Genomic DNA, 16197 nt, shown 5'->3' with positions numbered 1-16197 from the left:
GCATACCGCGCGACCCCGGATGGGACACCCCCGGCGGCAGGCGCGGACCCAGCCACGGTCAACTCTGGCACCAAATGCGGATTATGGCACCGTCGTACTAAGCACCAAAGAGAACCAGAACCTCCGAATTACCTATAGAGCTCAGGCCAAATTCTGACTATCCTGTCAGAGGATGTATGGAACAGAGTTCTGATGTCGGACAACAACCCCACCTTCGAATCGCTCAAGCTGCTCCCGGGCCAACCTCTGCAACTGGAACTGGACGGCTACACCAACGACCGAGACCGCAGCACCCTGGTCGGCTACCGCCTGGGTAAATCGATCATCGTCACCACACCGATCGTCAACGGTCACCCGATCACCGTTAAACTCGACACCGGCGTCAACGTCCGCCTGTTCGCCAACAAAATCAACGGCGCCTGCGCCTTCCGCAGCCACATCATCCACGTCTCCGTCGCTCCCTTCCCGCACCTCCACCTCGCCATGCCCAGCCAGCTCTTTCTCGGCGAAGTGCGCAAGGCCGTGCGCGCCAAGGTCAGCGTTCACGCCACCCTCGTCTTCGAAGGCGAACGCAGCAGCGGCGAGATCATCGACCTCAGCACCGATGGCGGCCGCGTGCGCACCCGGGCCCAGGCGTTCGAGATCGGCGAACATCTGTCCGTAGTCACCAAGCTCGACCTCGGTGCCGTCGAAAAGGTCATGCGTCTTCAGGCCATCGTCCGGTCCTTTGTCCTCGACGAAAAAAGCGGCACTTGTAACATCGGCCTGCAATGGCGCGGTCTCGACGAGAACGACGCCATCGCCCTCCAGGCCTACGTCCTCGGGCAGTTGCACACCAATCCGTACTGACGGCACAGGCCGGCTCGGATAGACCGAGACAACCCTCCCTCATCGTTTTACACTGCGTTCAAAGGGTTCACACACCGATCACCGAGGGAGGCAAGTATGACCTTGCGCACATCACTCTGGCTGGGAGTCGCCACCACACTGGCGGTTTCCCCGCTGACTCACGCCAGCGACCCGATCGAAGCTGACTGGCTCTACCTGACCGGCCAGGGCGCCTGGGTTCAGCGTTCCGCCGAATTGCGCCAGCAATCCACCGCCCTGCCATTGCCGGTGGACAACCTCGAAACCGCCCACTTCTGGTGGCAGGCCGAACACCCCGACTTGACGCTGACCTGGCAAACACCGGAACGCAAATGGTGGGTAACCGAGGATACCGTGGTCCAGATCGATGGCTGGTCCGGCTCCTGGACGGTGGTCAATGTCAGTGACGATCTGCTCATGCTGGCCCAGGCCGGCGTACGCAAGCCCCTGCCGCGCGACCAGTGGTACCGATTGAGTTGGGTGGTGGGGCAAAACATCGATGACGACTTCGAACTTCAGGTCCGCCAGAGCGAGGCCCGCTCGAATCCATTTGACTACGCCTGGTTCGATCCGAGTATCGCCGCCGAGGTCCGTTACAGCCTTGACCTGACCGGTGACCCCCAGACGCTGAATCAGCAACTGGTGTTGCACAACCAGTCTGACTACAGCCTCCGTGCCCCGGGCTACAGCTACGCCCAAAGCACCGCTCAGGGGCCGGTCATGGCGCGTCAGACGATGATGGCCGAGAGCGACACCGCGGCCGGTGCCCCCAAGGCCGGTGACAGCAGCGGCCAGGCGACGCTGAAATCCGAAGAGCCGGTCAGCCTGCCCAGTGGCAGCCACGCCTGGTTGATGGTGGAAGCGTCCGAGCTGTCCAGCGTCCGCCACCACTACCAGTTCGGCTGGAACACCCGTCAAACCCAGACCGTACCCGGCCAGTGGTCGCTGCAGCTTCGCTCCGAGGACGACCTGCCGGCCATCGCCGGCCCGGTTCAGGTAGCCGTCTGGGACCAGGAAGTCGCCCTGCTTGAGACTCAATACCGGCCCCAGGAAAACACCAGCGCCACCTTGAGCCTCGGCTCCTCCGACCTGGTGACCCTGGCGAGCGAACCGCTGGGTGGCAACGAATGGCGGCTGACACTCACCAATCGCAACAGCTTCGAGGTCGAGACCCGGATCCAACTGAACCATTGGGATAACGACCGCAACGAACAGGCGAGCATCAGCCTGCCGGTCGGGGCGGACTCGGAAGTCCGGTTGCGGGCTCGCCTGGGTACCAACCAACTGACCGTGCGACCGGAGTAACCCGGCCGACCCGGCTTACCAGGGAATGGTCGAGCCGTCGTAATTGAAAAACCGCCCGCTCTGCTCCGGTGTCGAATCCTGAATCACCCGGAGCAGGCCACGGGCACTGGTATCGGTATCGATCAGGGCATTCGGTCCACCCATCCGAGTCTGCACCCAGCCGGGGTGCAGCGCCAGCACGACAAAGCCTTCCTCGGACAGGTCCACCGACACACTCTTCATCACCTGGTTCAACGCCGTCTTGGAACTGCGGTACAGGTAACTGCCGCCGGAACCGTTGTCGTCGATGGAACCGACCTTGGAGCTGACAAAGGCGATTTTTCGCTCCGAGCCGCGCCGCAGAGCCGGCAACATGGCCTGAGTCACCAACAAGGGCCCGATGGTGTTGGTCCGGAACACCTCCAGCCAGGGCTCCGCTTCCACCTCGCCCAGCGGCACGCCTTTGGGGCCATAGGTCCCGGCGTTGTTGATCAATACATCCACCCCGATGTCATCCAGTTGCTTGGCTAGGGCGGCGATGGAGGTTTCGTCGGTCACATCCAGCGCGACCCAACGCAATCGTTCGTGCTGTGGAAGGATGCGTTCCGCTTCCTCCGGACGACGGCAGGTCGCAATCACCTCGTCTCCGGCCTCCAACGCCTGTTGCACCATCGCCAACCCTATGCCCCGGTTGGCTCCGGTAATCAAAACCGTTTTCATATTTTCCTCCTTTCCAGATTGCTTTGTGCCTCCAGTTTACAAAGTTAGGGTCGAATTGTGCCTCTCAATTGCTCGGTTGCCTGGGTTGACCTTGGCTGGGATAGCTTGGATGCCATGCGTCCGTGTTTGAGGCCTGTGATGCTCCTTCCGGGACCGCCGTGAACCCATCCATGGGGGCTTAACGGCAGCATCCATGCTGCCGATGTCCCTCCACGAGCATCCCAGGCACCGACACTGTCCTTGGTGCTAGTACTCCAAACCCATTCATATTGAACGATGCGAGTTAGGTGGTTAATCGGTGGCAAAATGAATAGTGAGAGAGGTCGGGTATGCTCGTGGAGGGGTATCTGAGACATGGAAGTCGAAGCTAAGCGCCCATGGATGGGTTCACAGCGGCCCCGGAAGGAGCATGCCCGGCCTCATTCACGGGCGACAAGCAACCCATACAGCCGAGCCACCGCACAACCAGGGCACATTACAGCCCACGGCCACAGTAGAAACAGGAAATACAACAGAAGGGTAAAATTTGGGGCGGTGGGTGCCACTCAGTGAAACCGAGCAGCAGCCAGCCCAACCGCCCACGTTGGGGTTGCCCCCATCACAGGTGAAGCAAGGGTTGCACGTCCCACAGCTTCAATAGTCAAGGTAGACCAGCGATGACGGATTGAAAGCGGCGATTACAAAAAACCACAGGGCGTTACCGAGCGCAAAACAGCGCCATAGAGGCGTTCGGTGATCGAATTTTGAGCGTTCCGGGAACGCAGAGTCCGATTGGGACGGGACGGCTTCCTCACTGGTTCAGACCTGAAGCTGCCTCAGGCGTATGCAATGGTTTACACTGTGTGTCACATTGACTACCCGATTGTGAGGATGCCCAGATGCAATCTATCGAAACCGAACGCTGTTTTATAACAGCCTATGAACCCGAGCGGGATCTGGACGAGCACTGGGCGATCTACGAGTCCCCCGAAATGTGGCAGTACCTAGGATGGTCAGAGCAGCCCGGTTATGACGAAATGAAGCGTCTGTTCAAGGATCGGCCGCCGCTGTGGGAGGCCCATACGCCGGGTTCCGGTGTATTTCCGATTCGAATGAAAGACGACAACGCCTTTGCAGGCATTCTATTGCTGAAAGCCCTGCCCTACAGCGGAGGCGAATTGTCGGAGCACATCGAGATCGGTTGGCATCTGGCCCGGCCATACTGGGGGCGGGGGTTGGCGACGGAGGCGGCCCTAGCCATCCGCGATTACGCCTTCGAGACTCTGAACCTGCCGTATTTCTACGCCATCGCAGACCCCGAGAACACGCCTTCGCTCAAGGTGATGGAGCGCATCGGCATGCGGTTCCTGGAGCGGACGGACCGGTTCTACGATGACATGGGCGTGCTGTATGTGCTGGACCGCGCGACCTGGGAGGCGGGGAGGACGTAGCGTCGCGCGGTGTGGGGCGGTCTCAGTTCTGGGAGTTGGTGTAATGATGCGTCACATCGCCAACGTGCAGCACAGGGGCCGCATCGATGTCCGATGCCTGCATCAGTTCCGCCAGTTTCTGCAGCGATGACAGAATCATCGTTTGTTCCCATTCCGGCAAGGTGTCGAATTTCTCGACAAAACTCTCCTGCAGGGGGCTGGGAGCGTCTTCGACGATCTTCTGGCCCTCGTCCGTCAATTTGGCGTGAACGCGCCGACGATCCACTTCACTGCGCACCCGCTGCACCAGGCCGCGCTTCTCGAGCCGGTCCAGAATGGTGGTCACGGTGGCCTGACTCAGGTTCACGTCCTTGGCGACGGTACCAATGGTCACGTCGCCCAGCTTGTCGATCGCCATCAGGATCAACAGCTGGGGTGATGTCAGACCGCTGTGCTTGCTCAGTTTCTTCGAATGAATATCGGTAGCGCGGATGATCCGGCGCAACGACACCAATACTTCATCCACTCGTTTCATCGTCTGATCCTTTACCAGCTGGGTACTGTCCCCCATTAGCGCCAGATTATATCGCATGACAAAAGGTTCGTCCTCTAATGAAACCATTTCGAAACCCTATCTAGATTAGCGTCATAAGGCGGTCTATCGCAAGTAAAAATTTCGAAGCCTAAAGGTTCGCAGCGGCAAAATCCGGCCAGGACTTGCATTCTTCGCTCAGACTTGTGTTAAAATCTTTAGCCATCGAAAGATTAGATGAAGAACTAAAGCCTAAATAAGCCCGTGATCCGGGCCGTGAAACGAGGTGATGAATACAGAATGGACATCACACTGAGAAAACCCAGATCCGAGGACGGCCTGGCCGTCCACCAGCTGGTGGAGAACAGCCCGCCGCTGGACACGAACTCGCTGTACTGCAACCTGCTGCAGACGAGCCACTTCGGCGATACCGCCATCGCCGCCGAGGCGGATGGCGAGCTGGTGGGCTTCGTGTCCGGCTACCGCAAGCCCGGTGCCGGCGACACCTACTTCCTGTGGCAGGTCGTGGTCGGCGAGAAGGCACGGGGACAGGGCCTGGCCAAGCGCATGATTCAAAGCCTGATGGCGCGCGACGAAATGGCCGACGTGGCTTATCTCGAAACCACCATCACGCCGGACAACGAGCCGTCGCAACGTTTATTCAAGGCGTTGGCCCGTGAATGGGAAGCCGAACTGGACATCAGCGTCCTTTTTGATAAGGATTCTCATTTCGGTGGCCGCCACGAATCCGAAGAACTGTACCGGATCGGCCCCATACGCCGTTGAAGTTGGGCCGATTCAGACACGCATTCATACAGAATCAATCATTTGGAGAGCACAGATGGACATTTTTAACGAAGTAGAATCTCAAGTTCGTTCCTATTGCCGGTCGTTCCCGACAGTCTTCACCACCGCCAAGAACGCGCGTCTGGTGAACAAGGAAGGCGATTCCTACATCGACTTCCTGGCCGGTGCCGGCACCTTGAACTATGGCCACAACAACGACCTGCTCAAGCAGCCGTTGATCGACTACATCCAGAACGACGGTGTCACCCATGGTCTGGACATGTTCACCGATGCCAAAGAGCGTTTCCTGAAGGCGTTCAAGAGCATCATCATGGAACCGCGCGGCATGGACTATAAAGTCCAGTTCACCGGTCCGACCGGCACCAACGCCGTTGAAGTGGCGCTGAAGATCGCTCGTAAGGCCAAAGGCCGCAGCGGCATCGTCTCCTTCACCAATGGCTATCACGGCTGCACCCTCGGCGCCCAGGCGGCGACCGGCAACAAGGGTCAGCGCGGCGGTGCCGGTGTGTCACTGGACAATGTTACGCGTATCCCTTACGACGGTTACGGTGACGCCGGCGACGATTTCATGGGCCTGAAACTGCTGGACCAGATGCTGACCGATCCGGGCAGCGGCGTCGAAGTCCCGGCCGGTGTCATTGTCGAAACCGTCCAGGGTGAAGGCGGTCTGAACGCCGCGCGCCTGGACTGGCTGAAAGAGCTGGAAGCCCTGTGCCGCAAGCACGACATGCTGTTCATCGTCGACGACATCCAGGCTGGCTGTGGCCGTACCGGCACCTTCTTCAGCTTCGAGCCGGCCGGCATCAGCCCGGACATCGTCACCCTGTCCAAATCGCTGAGCGGCTACGGCCTGCCGTTCGCCGTCACTCTGATGCGTCCTGAACTGGACCAGTGGAAGCCGGGCGAGCACAACGGCACCTTCCGTGGCAACAACCTGGCTTTCGTTACCGCCCGGGTTGCCCTGGAAGAGTACTGGCAGGACAAGGCGTTCGAACAGGAAATCGCCAAGCGCGCCGAGATCATCGAGAAGCGGTTCGGTGACATCATCAAGCGTTTCGGTGAAGACCAGTTGGTGCTGAAAGGTCGTGGCATGATGCGCGGCATCGGCACGCCGGACGGCGACATCGCCGAGAAGATCTGTAAAGAAGCCTTCGCCAATGGCCTGATCATCGAAACCAGTGGTCCGTGGGACGAAGTTGTAAAGTGTTTGTGTCCGCTGACCATTCCGGTTGAAGACCTGAACAAGGGCATCGATATTCTCGAAAACGCCTTTGCCAAGGTGATGCCCGAATCCAAGGCCAAGGCCAGCTGAGTCAGCTCGAACTGACCTGAAGTCAAGGCCCGCCCGTCCGGGCGGGCCTTGGTATGCCCGAGAGCGGCTTCGAGCGGTGGGTGAGCGCAGTCATCGCCCGAAGTCGGTTTCATGACCGCAAGTCACACTTTTTACAGTCAGGCCTGATGCCACGCCGGTTTCGCCACCGGCGGTTTCAATAACGCTCAGCGCCGAAGGAGGTTTAACCAGATGGCGGAACATACAGTCGAGAAAATTGGCGGTACGTCAATGAGCGACTTCGCGGCCGTGCGCGACAACATCGTGCAGGTCCACCGGGATCCGAAAGATCTCTATCAACGCATTTTCGTGGTTTCCGCCTATGGCGGCATCACCAACCTGCTGCTTGAGCACAAGAAAACCAAGGAACCGGGTGTCTACGCCCTGTTCGCCAACAACGACTCCGACTGGCAGTGGAGCGAACGTCTGACCGATGCGGCCAAGGCGATGCGCGACGTCAACGCCGAGATGTTCGAGCTGCCGCACACCCGCAAACAGGCCGACCAGTTCATCACCGAACGGATGGAAGGCATCCGCTCCTGTCTGCTCGACCTGCAGCGCGTTTGCTCCTACGGCCACTTCCAGATCGAAGAGCACCTGGCCACCGTCCGCGAAATGCTGGCCGGTGTGGGTGAAGCCCACAGTGCGTTCAACACCGCCCTGCTGTTGCAGGCCGAAGGCATTAACGCCCGCTTTGTCGACCTGACCGGCTGGCGTGAGCCGGACAACCTGTTGATGGACGAAAAGATCCACCGCATCTTCAGCAAGTTCGACCTGAGCCAGGAAATGCCGATCGTGACCGGCTACACCCAGTGCAAGGAAGGTTTGATGAAAACCTTCGACCGGGGCTACAGCGAGATCACCTTCAGCAAGATCGCCGAACTGACCGACGCCCGCGAAGCCGTGATCCACAAGGAATACCACCTGTCCACGGCGGACCCGAAGGTCGTCGGCGACGACAAGGTCAAGCCGATCGGCCGCACCAACTATGACGTGGCCGACCAGCTGTCGCTGATCGGGATGGAAGCCATCCACCCGAAAGCCGCCAAGGGTCTGCGCCAGAAGGGCATTTCACTGCGTGTGAAGAACACCTTCGAGCCGAACCATGACGGCACCCTGATCGACAACGACTACCGCAGCGAAGAGCCAGCGGTCGAGATTGTCGCCGGCAAGCCGCACATCTTCGCGATCGATGTGTTTGACCAGGACATCGTCGGCGAGCCGAACCACTTCCTTGAAATCCAGAAACTGGTGCAGGATTTCGACGTGCCGCTGCTGGCGAAAGAGCACAACGCCAACACCGTAACGCTCTATCTGGACACCGGCCTGAAGGTGATCCGCCGCATCAAGAGCCGACTGGAGCGGTACTATCCGGGTGCCGACATCTCCAGCCGCAAGATCGCCATGGTCTCCGCCATCGGCAGCGATATGAACGTGCCGGGTATCCTGGCCCGTCTCAGCACCGCGCTGGCGGACAACAAAATCAGTGTATTGGCCATTCACCAGGGCATGCGTCAGGTTGACATCCGTGTTGTGGTTGAGGACGATCAGTACGAAGCAGCGATTCGCACGCTGCACAGTGCGTTGATCGAACCCGCCATACAGGATAAAAGTACATGCGTAGCCTGATCGGGCTGATACTGATGTTGTTGCTCGCCCCGGCCTGGGGCGAGCAACCCGAAACCACCTCCAACACCCCCACCGCTGCCGACACCTACACCGACGACGACATCGCCGAAACCGTCGAACGGCTCGACGAACCGATGTACAGCCCGTTTATCGAGCGCTATATGCTCGACGAAATCAAGACGCTGCGTCAGGACATGATGAACTTCCGGGTCGAGTATTCGGACAAACTGAACGCCAAACAGCTGGAATTGGCGACTCAGTCCGTCACCTATTCGATCGACACCGTCACCTATTTCTTCTATCTCATCGCCGGTGTGACCTCATTGCTGGTTGTCATTGGTTACGCCAACATTCGCGACATCAAGGAAAAGGCGCACACCTATGCCGACCGCGAGGTGACCAAACTGGTGTCCTCTTACGAGAAGCGACTCAAGGCGCTGGAGAAAAACCTGAAAGAAAAGACGGCGGTGATCGAGGAGAACCGCGAGGAGATCGAGAAAACCAACGAGATTCACTCGCTGTGGTTGCGTGCCAGCCAGGAAGCCAGCCCCCAGGCGAAGATCCAGATTTACGATCACATCCTCACCCTGCGGCCCTTCGACACCGAAGCGCTGACCTACAAGGCCGACGCCGCGCTGGAACTGGACGAGACCAAGTGGGCGATCAACCTCAGCGAACAGGCGTTGGCGATCGACCCCGAACACGGCCACGCCTACTACCAGATGGCCTGTGCCTACGCGCAACGCAACGAACCCACGGTCGCGCTCGAATTCCTGGAAAAGGCGATCGGCGTCGCGCCTTCGTACCGCGAGGAAGCCAAGTCCGACGACTCCTTCAAGAGCCTGCGCCGAATGAACGAGTTCCGGGCCCTGACGTCCGATTCCTGAGTCGGCACCAAACCGACGTAGGGTGGGCACGGGCCATTGGCACCCAACGTGACTCAGGCACCAAAGCGGTGGCACCGCACCCGATCCAGGCTTACTCCGTTTCGTCGATATCACCGCATACCTGATTGCGGCCGGCGTACTTGGCCATGGCCAGGCGCTGGTCGGTCTTGAACACCAGTTGCTCGCGCGACAACCCCGCCTCCCACTGCATGACACCGGCGCTCAGCGTCAACGAGCGGTTGATGCCCGGCACCCGGGATTCCGTAAAACGCTGGCGTAAGCGGTTGATGGTGTGCACCGCGTCTTCGACGCCGGTTTCCGGCAGCAGCACCATAAACTCCTCCTCGCCGTAGCGGGCGGTGATGTCCGCATCGCGCAGCTCGTCCTGAATCAGGTTTGCCAGGCACTGCAATACTTCATCGGCAATGTCGTGGCCGTAGGTGTCATTCACGCTCTTGAAATGATCCAGATCGATCAGGCAAATGGAAAACGGAGTGCCGTAGCGTTTCGCCTTGGCATTGAGGTGGTCCAGTTCCTCAAGGATGTAACGTCGGTTGTGCAGACCGGTCAGGGCATCGCGGGTGCGCGCCTTGTCCAGCTGTTGCTGCTTGGCCTCCACATCGGCCTCGAGACGCTTCTCGGCCGAAATGTCCTGCACCATCATCAGAACCTGGCGGCTGTCGAGCATCGCGACCGAAATGGCCGTCAGCCGCAACCAGTGCAGCTCCCCGTTGCGACGCACGGTCAACTCCGTCTGGCAGGGACGTTGCTCCTCCAGGGCGCGGGTGATGACGCAATCGCTGTCCTCATGGTCCTCGTCCAACTCGAACAAATCACCCGGCCGGGGGATCTGCTGACCCGTGGCCGGGGTATGACCGAGCAGATCGGCGGCCAGGGCATTGCTCGATAAGACGTGGAGCGATTCGTCGAGTAACAGGAACCCGACTTCGGTGGCATCGAAGAGGTCGGTGTAGTGCTGTACCAGCGCGTTGAAAAACACCTCGCGCTGGCGCGTGTCCGGCAATTGCCGGTAATGGCGTATCCAGGTATCCATAGAAGTGTCGGTGTCGGTTAGTGAGCGAAACCGAGGGAGACAGCGAACGATCCCCGCGAATGTTGATACCGCGTCCGTCAGTATAGCGGATGAGCGGCTTCGACGATAATCGACATGTGCCCTGTGTCGCAGACACGCCCAAGGTTCTGGCACTACACTGCCCCGATCAAAAGAGGAGGGCTTATGCACACCACACGTCTGATGACCGCCATCGCGATCGCGTCCGGCCTGAGCGCCACGGCCGACGCTCGCACCACCATCTACGGCGTTGCCGACGGTATGGTCTACGTCGAAAACACCGACCCCGGTGCCAGCCTCGAGCTCGACGCCGACCGCAGTTACTTCGGCTTCAAGGGCGATACGCCCATCACGCCCGAGGTAACCGCCGTTTTCGACAGCCGCTACTACGCCGACATTGTCGACCTGAACAACGGCGCCTTCCCGTTCGCGCTGCAAGGCCATGTCGGGGTGCAAGGTGATTTCGGCACCCTGCGCCTGTTTGGCGGGCCAACACCGGTTTCCAAAACGCGCTCCTATTACAACCTGATGGAAGACGAACCGACCAGCCATGCGCTGATTCTGGGCGGCGGCATGCTGACACCGAATGCGTTCCTGCCCACCGGTACCGGCTACAACACCGGTTTGAACTACACCAGCAACGACCTCCAAGGCGGTCTAAGCTTCGACGGCGCCATCCTCCCCGCCCAGAACCCCGACGGCGACACCGGCTTCTCCGTCGCCGCCAACGTCGAACAGCCGAGTTTCCGCGCCAGCGCCGGCTTCGAAGTCAACGGTGCCGCCGAAGACACCCAGGTGTTCCGTCTGGTCGGCGAATACGACCTCGGCGAGATCACCCTCGGCGGCCTGCTGCAAATGGCCGGCAACTCCGACCAGGACCTCAATGGCACCAGTTTCCTCGGCTTCGCCAAAATGCCGCTGGACGTCACCCGCTGGCCGACCCGGTTGCGTGTCTCCGGCGGCTATGCCCAGCAGGAAAACGACGCCGATACCATCGATGAGACCCAGACGTATTTTTCCGCCGTGCATGAGATTCAATTCAGCAACCAGGTGAGCAGTTACAGTTTCGGGGAGGTGTTTTTACCCGAGGAGAGTGAGGGGAATGTGACCCGGTTCGGGGGTGGGTTGAGGATTAAGTTTTAGGATTGATGAAGTGGTTGGTCCGATGGTGGGCAGCCGAAACCGGGGTGCCGGACCAGACGTACCGACCCACCCTACAGCGAGCATCGGGAGCCGGGTAGTCCAGTAGGTTGGATTAGCGAAGCGTAATCCAACAAAATGAGGCCGAGTAATGACTGTGCCACTTTGTTGTTGGATTACGCCTACGGCTAATCCAACCTACTCAATACCCGGTTCCCGATGCGGACCACAGGCACTGAAACATTTCTACCTCAGTCCCGACGAAAGACCGCCTGGGTCAGCACGTCCCACTGGGTTTTCCAGTCATCCGTGGGCTTGCGTTTGAACTCGCTGCGTACGAACTGATTGATCTTCCCCTCGGCCGCCGCCAATAGCAGGTTCGCCGCCTGGGTCGAGGTCACCGTGGTGCGGATCCCCTCTCGAATCTCCGCCTCGCGGATGATCTGCTTGATCTGCGTCTCCAGCCGATCGAACACCTGCGCCACACGCGAGCGCAGTCGCTCCACCTCGCCGGCCAGCGCATCGCCGATCAGAATCCGGCACATGCCCGGATTGCGCTCCGCGAACGCCAGCAGCAGCGTCAGCACCGCTTCGACACGCGGTACCGCACTCTGCTCCTCCTGCAGAATCCGGTTCACCCGGGAAAACAGCGTGTCCTCGATGAACTCGATCAAACCCTCGAACATCTTCGCCTTGCTCGGGAAATGGCGGTACAGCGCCGCCTCGGAAACACCCACCGCCTTTGCCAGCCGAGCCGTCGTGATCGTCTGGCCCGGGCTGGTTTCCAGCATATGGGCCAGGGCCTGCAGGATCTGGTCGCGGCGGGACAACGTCGCCGTCGGGGTACTTTCGGTCATAGTCCTTCCACTTGGTTACTGATCAGGGTGCCGACGCCCTCGTCCGAGAAGATTTCCAGCAGGGTCGCGTGCGCCACCCGGCCGTCGATGATGTGCGCGCTGTTCACGCCGTTGTGGATGGCGTCCAGCGCGCACTGGATCTTGGGCAGCATGCCGCCGTGGATGGTGCCGTCCGCGATCAGGGCGTCGACCTGCTCGGTGGTCAGGCCGGTCAGCACCTGGCCGTCCTTGTCCTGCAAACCGCTGATGTTGGTCAGCAGGATCAGTTTCTCGGCGCCCAGCACCTCGGCCAGCTTGCCGGCCACCAGGTCGGCGTTGATGTTGTAGGACGCCCCGTCCGAGCCCACACCGATCGGCGCCACCACCGGGATATAGCCGCCTTCGGCCATCAACTTGATCAAGCGGGTGTCGACCTTCTCGACTTCGCCGACATGGCCGATGTCGATGATTTCGGATTTCTCCAGGTCCGGTGTCTTCCGGGTCACCTTCAACTGCCGGGCCTGGATGGTGTGACCGTCCTTGCCGGTAATGCCGAAGGCTTCGCCGCCGGCCTGGTTGATCAGGTTGACGATCTCCTTGTTGACCAGGCCGCCGAGGACCATCTCCACCACGTCCATGGTCTCGCTGGTGGTGACCCGCATGCCGCCCTCGAAGCGGCTTTCGATGTTCAGCTTGGTCAGCAATTCGCCGATCTGTGGGCCGCCGCCGTGCACTACGACCGGATTGAAACCGACCGTCTTCAACAGAACGATGTCGCGCGCGAAACTCGCTTTCAGGGTCTCGTCGACCATGGCGTTGCCACCGTACTTGATCACCACGGTCGAGCCCTGGAACTTCTGCAGGTAGGGCAGCGCTTCGTGCAGGACATTGACGAAGTTCAGTGCGGATGTGCGATCGATGGGCATGGTTCGGTCCTTAGTTCGGGAAGGGACGGGGTGGCCGCGAACGCCAGCCCCGTCGGGCGCCGGGATTAAAAGGGAATCTGTAGCTGGCTGTCAACGGCCTGAAGCTGGGACCGGAACTCCGCCTGGATGCGATTGAGGGCGTGATCCGTGTCCGCCTCGAAGCGACACACCAGTTTGGGGCTGGTATTCGAAGCCCGCACCAGACCCCAGCCGTCCGGGAAATCGACGCGCACGCCGTCGATGTCGGTGATCTTGCCGCCCTCGAAGCGTGACTCCCGCTGCAGCCGCTCGATGATGCTGAATTTGCGGTCCTCCGGCGTGGCGATGGCCAGTTCCGGGGTCGACATGTCTTCCGGGAAGGCGCCGAACAGGGCATCCAGGCTGTCGCTCTTGGCCGAGACGATCTCCAGCAGGCGGGCGGCCGTGTAGAGGGCGTCGTCGAAGCCGTACCAGCGCTCCTTGTAGAAGACATGGCCGCTCATCTCGCCGGCCAGCATCGCGCCGGATTCCTTCATTTTGCGTTTGATGTGCGAATGTCCGGTTTTCCACATCAGCGGCTTGCCGCCGTAGCCGACGATCAAACCGTGCAGTCGGCGGCTGCATTTGACGTCGTAGATGACGGTGGCGCCCGGATTTCGGGTGATCATGTCCTTGGCGAGCAGCATCAGCAGACGGTCGGCGTTGATGATCTTGCCGCTGTTGGTCACCACGCCGATGCGGTCGCCGTCGCCGTCGAAAGCCAGACCGATGTCGGCTCGGGTCTCGACCACGGTGCGCGCCAGGTCCTGGAGGTTGTTCGGATCGCCCGGATCCGGGTGGTGATTCGGGAAGTTGCCGTCGATGTCGCAGTACAGCGGCAGCACATGACAACCGAGCGACTTAATCAGTTTGGGTACTACACCGCCGGCGACGCCGTTGCCGCAGTCCACAACGACTTTCATCGGCCGGGCGACCTTGACGTCCTCGACCACGCGATTGATGTAGTTGGGCACGATTTCGTTGGTGCTGACCCCGCCGCTGCCGCTGAGGAACTGCTCGTTCTCGATGCGCTCGCGCAGCGCCTGGATCTCGTCGCCGGTCAGGGCATTGCCGCCGAGGACGACCTTGAAGCCGTTATAGTTGCCCGGGTTGTGACTGCCGGTGACCATCACGCAGGAGGTGGCGCCCAGCGTCTGGGTGGCGTAGTAAGCCAGCGGGGTCGGGACGACACCGATGTCGATGACGTCGCGGCCGCTCTCGGTCAGGCCGGCGATCAACGCCTTGGTCAGTTCCGGGCTGGACAGGCGCCCGTCGCGACCGACGATGACTGTCTGGTCGCCGCGGTCGTAGGCCTCGCTGCCGACCGCCAGGCCGATTTGACGGGCGACACCGGCATCGAGCGTTTCCCCCATGATGCCGCGAATGTCGTAGGCCCGGAATATCTCGGGTGAGACCGCTGTGGTGTAGGTCTGGGGCGGTGGGGATGGCGGTGCGTCCATTCCCAGGATATCACTGTCGCCTTCCATCATGGTGACGTCGAAATCGTCCACTTCTTCGGCTTCCGGAGCGGCCGGCGCCGTGGATGTGACCGGGGCGGATCGGGTAGACGCGGGAGGTTGCGTCGGTGCCGAACCGCGTGCCGGGTTTTTTCCCATACGCATGCGACTGAGGCCCTTGGCCACGGAATTGAATATCGCCAGCGAGTAGGCTTGCGGCTCACTCGACTGACCGGCCATCAGACGCTGAATATGCCGCGCGAACAGGTTGCCGTCATGTCGCAGAGCGTTCTGCAGTCGTTGGGCGGCGAAGGCAATGGCGACCAACCCGGCAACCAGAATCAGACCGAAGGCCGCCCACAAGCTACTGGCCGCGAAGACGGTGGACTGGGTCAATTCATCGGACGGCTGGAACGTCAGGGTCCAGTTCGGGTTGTCCGAGCGCAGCGTGATGACGTCGTTGCTGTTCTTGGCGCCATAGGTCAGCAGCGTCTGCTGCGGACCGTTCTGAAACTGCTGACGCACCACCACATTGCCCTGGCTGCCGTCGATGCCGGCCAGTTCCTGTTGCAAATAATCCATGCTCTGGCTGACGCTGAGCGTTCCGACCAGGGTGCCGTTATTGTTGCGCACGGCGGTCACGGCATGCAGGTAGGGCTGGCCTTCGGCCTGATGCGCTTCCCAGGGCAGCGACTGGCCTTGTTCGGTGCGTCGAATCATGTCGAGGCCGGCAAAGCCGAGCGGCGGGGTGGACTCGGGCTGTGTCTCGGCTTCACCCGTCGGAAACAGGTGGACCGCCAGGCCATGGGGTACCTGGCTGGCGATGCGTTGTTCGGTGGCCGCCAGGGCCGACGGACTGCTCTGCATCAGCCGTTCGACCACTTCCTGGCTGTTCGCCAGCCGGTCGATCAACGACTGGTGCTGGGACAGCACATTGTTGAAATAGGCTTCGTATTGCTCCGCCACCTGTTCGACCAGAACGGTCTGGTGGCGTTGGTTGACCGGACCGATGGTCTTGTCGATGACCCACCAGGCCGAACCGGCGACCGCCACCACCAGTGTGGCGATGGGGATCAGCATGAAACTGAATACGCCTCGGTTGGCGGACAGGCTCGATTTCGACGGGGCCGGTTTCTCGCCGGCGGCTTTATTCTTCTTGATGCCAGGAAACGCCACGGACTCTTCCTTTTTATTAGCTGCGGGGTGGGCTCGTGTCGAGGTCAGTGAGCGGCCACTTCAGACAAAACTGTAGCTACTTTAGCGGATGAAGCGGACGCCCGCCA

General features: G+C 60.5%; 14 protein-coding genes. 8 read left to right on the top strand and 6 right to left on the bottom strand.

What is annotated here, in order from left to right:
- The first annotated feature begins 192 nt into the window (after positions 1-192).
- Together IE111_RS06535 and IE111_RS06530 are read left to right on the top strand one after the other, a co-directional pair.
- Entirely contained in the window at positions 193-849 is a 657-nt protein-coding gene (locus IE111_RS06535) for a flagellar brake protein (protein WP_189607720.1), read from the top strand.
- Positions 850-945: 96 nt separating this feature from the next.
- The gene (locus IE111_RS06530) at positions 946-2172 is read left to right on the top strand and encodes a hypothetical protein (protein ID WP_189607719.1); all 1227 of its coding nucleotides are present in this window, start codon (positions 946-948) and stop codon (positions 2170-2172) included.
- A gap of 15 nt (positions 2173-2187) precedes the next feature.
- Here the strand turns inward: IE111_RS06530 and IE111_RS06525 are convergent, their stop codons facing one another.
- A complete protein-coding gene (locus tag IE111_RS06525; protein WP_189607718.1) occupies positions 2188-2871 on the bottom strand; it encodes an SDR family oxidoreductase in 684 nt (227 codons plus the stop codon).
- Between the two features lie 878 nt (positions 2872-3749).
- On the opposite strand from IE111_RS06525, the gene IE111_RS06520 reads away from it, so the two are divergent.
- Positions 3750-4301: a GNAT family N-acetyltransferase gene (locus IE111_RS06520; protein ID WP_189607717.1), complete on the top strand. Its 552-nt coding sequence runs from the start codon at positions 3750-3752 to the stop codon at positions 4299-4301.
- A 22-nt stretch (positions 4302-4323) separates the two neighbouring features.
- Here the strand turns inward: IE111_RS06520 and IE111_RS06515 are convergent, their stop codons facing one another.
- Complete coding sequence (locus tag IE111_RS06515; RefSeq protein WP_189607716.1) at positions 4324-4815, bottom strand: MarR family winged helix-turn-helix transcriptional regulator; 492 nt, start codon at positions 4813-4815, stop codon at positions 4324-4326.
- Positions 4816-5112: 297 nt separating this feature from the next.
- Here IE111_RS06515 and ectA point away from each other — a divergent pair, with 297 nt between their 5' ends.
- From ectA to IE111_RS06495, 4 genes are all read left to right on the top strand, one after another.
- On the top strand, positions 5113-5598 hold the full coding sequence (ectA, locus tag IE111_RS06510; RefSeq protein WP_189607715.1) for a diaminobutyrate acetyltransferase: 486 nt from the start codon (positions 5113-5115) through the stop codon (positions 5596-5598).
- Positions 5599-5653: 55 nt separating this feature from the next.
- Positions 5654-6931, top strand: coding sequence for a diaminobutyrate--2-oxoglutarate transaminase (gene ectB / locus IE111_RS06505; protein WP_189607714.1), 1278 nt, complete (start codon positions 5654-5656; stop codon positions 6929-6931).
- A gap of 210 nt (positions 6932-7141) precedes the next feature.
- Positions 7142-8578, top strand: coding sequence for an aspartate kinase (locus IE111_RS06500; RefSeq protein ID WP_189607713.1), 1437 nt, complete (start codon positions 7142-7144; stop codon positions 8576-8578).
- Positions 8566-9465, top strand: a complete 900-nt coding sequence (locus IE111_RS06495; RefSeq protein ID WP_189607712.1) for a tetratricopeptide repeat protein — start codon at positions 8566-8568, stop codon at positions 9463-9465. Before IE111_RS06500 ends, IE111_RS06495 begins: the two co-directional genes overlap by 13 nt.
- 91 nt (positions 9466-9556) lie before the next feature.
- Here the strand turns inward: IE111_RS06495 and IE111_RS06490 are convergent, their stop codons facing one another.
- A complete protein-coding gene (locus tag IE111_RS06490) occupies positions 9557-10519 on the bottom strand; it encodes a GGDEF domain-containing protein (protein WP_189607711.1) in 963 nt (320 codons plus the stop codon).
- Positions 10520-10702: 183 nt separating this feature from the next.
- Here IE111_RS06490 and IE111_RS06485 point away from each other — a divergent pair, with 183 nt between their 5' ends.
- Positions 10703-11680 carry a porin gene (locus IE111_RS06485; RefSeq protein ID WP_189607710.1) on the top strand — a complete coding sequence of 326 codons (978 nt, stop codon included), beginning with the start codon at positions 10703-10705 and terminating at the stop codon, positions 11678-11680.
- Between the two features lie 248 nt (positions 11681-11928).
- Here IE111_RS06485 and slmA read toward each other — a convergent pair whose 3' ends face one another.
- The 3 genes from slmA to IE111_RS24715 form a co-directional block, all read right to left on the bottom strand.
- Entirely contained in the window at positions 11929-12534 is a 606-nt protein-coding gene (gene slmA, locus IE111_RS06480) for a nucleoid occlusion factor SlmA (RefSeq protein WP_189607709.1), read from the bottom strand.
- On the bottom strand, positions 12531-13439 hold the full coding sequence (argB, locus tag IE111_RS06475) for an acetylglutamate kinase (RefSeq protein ID WP_189607708.1): 909 nt from the start codon (positions 13437-13439) through the stop codon (positions 12531-12533). Before argB ends, slmA begins: the two co-directional genes overlap by 4 nt.
- A 65-nt stretch (positions 13440-13504) precedes the next feature.
- Entirely contained in the window at positions 13505-16090 is a 2586-nt protein-coding gene (locus IE111_RS24715) for a phosphomannomutase/phosphoglucomutase (RefSeq protein WP_189607707.1), read from the bottom strand.
- Positions 16091-16197 lie beyond the last annotated feature (107 nt).

Source organism: Saccharospirillum salsuginis (assembly GCF_014651855.1).
In the GTDB taxonomy this organism is placed as follows: Bacteria; Pseudomonadota; Gammaproteobacteria; order Pseudomonadales; family Natronospirillaceae; genus Saccharospirillum; species Saccharospirillum salsuginis.
The sequence above is the reverse complement of the archived record's forward strand: the minus strand, read 5'-3'. Positions and strand labels throughout refer to the sequence as shown.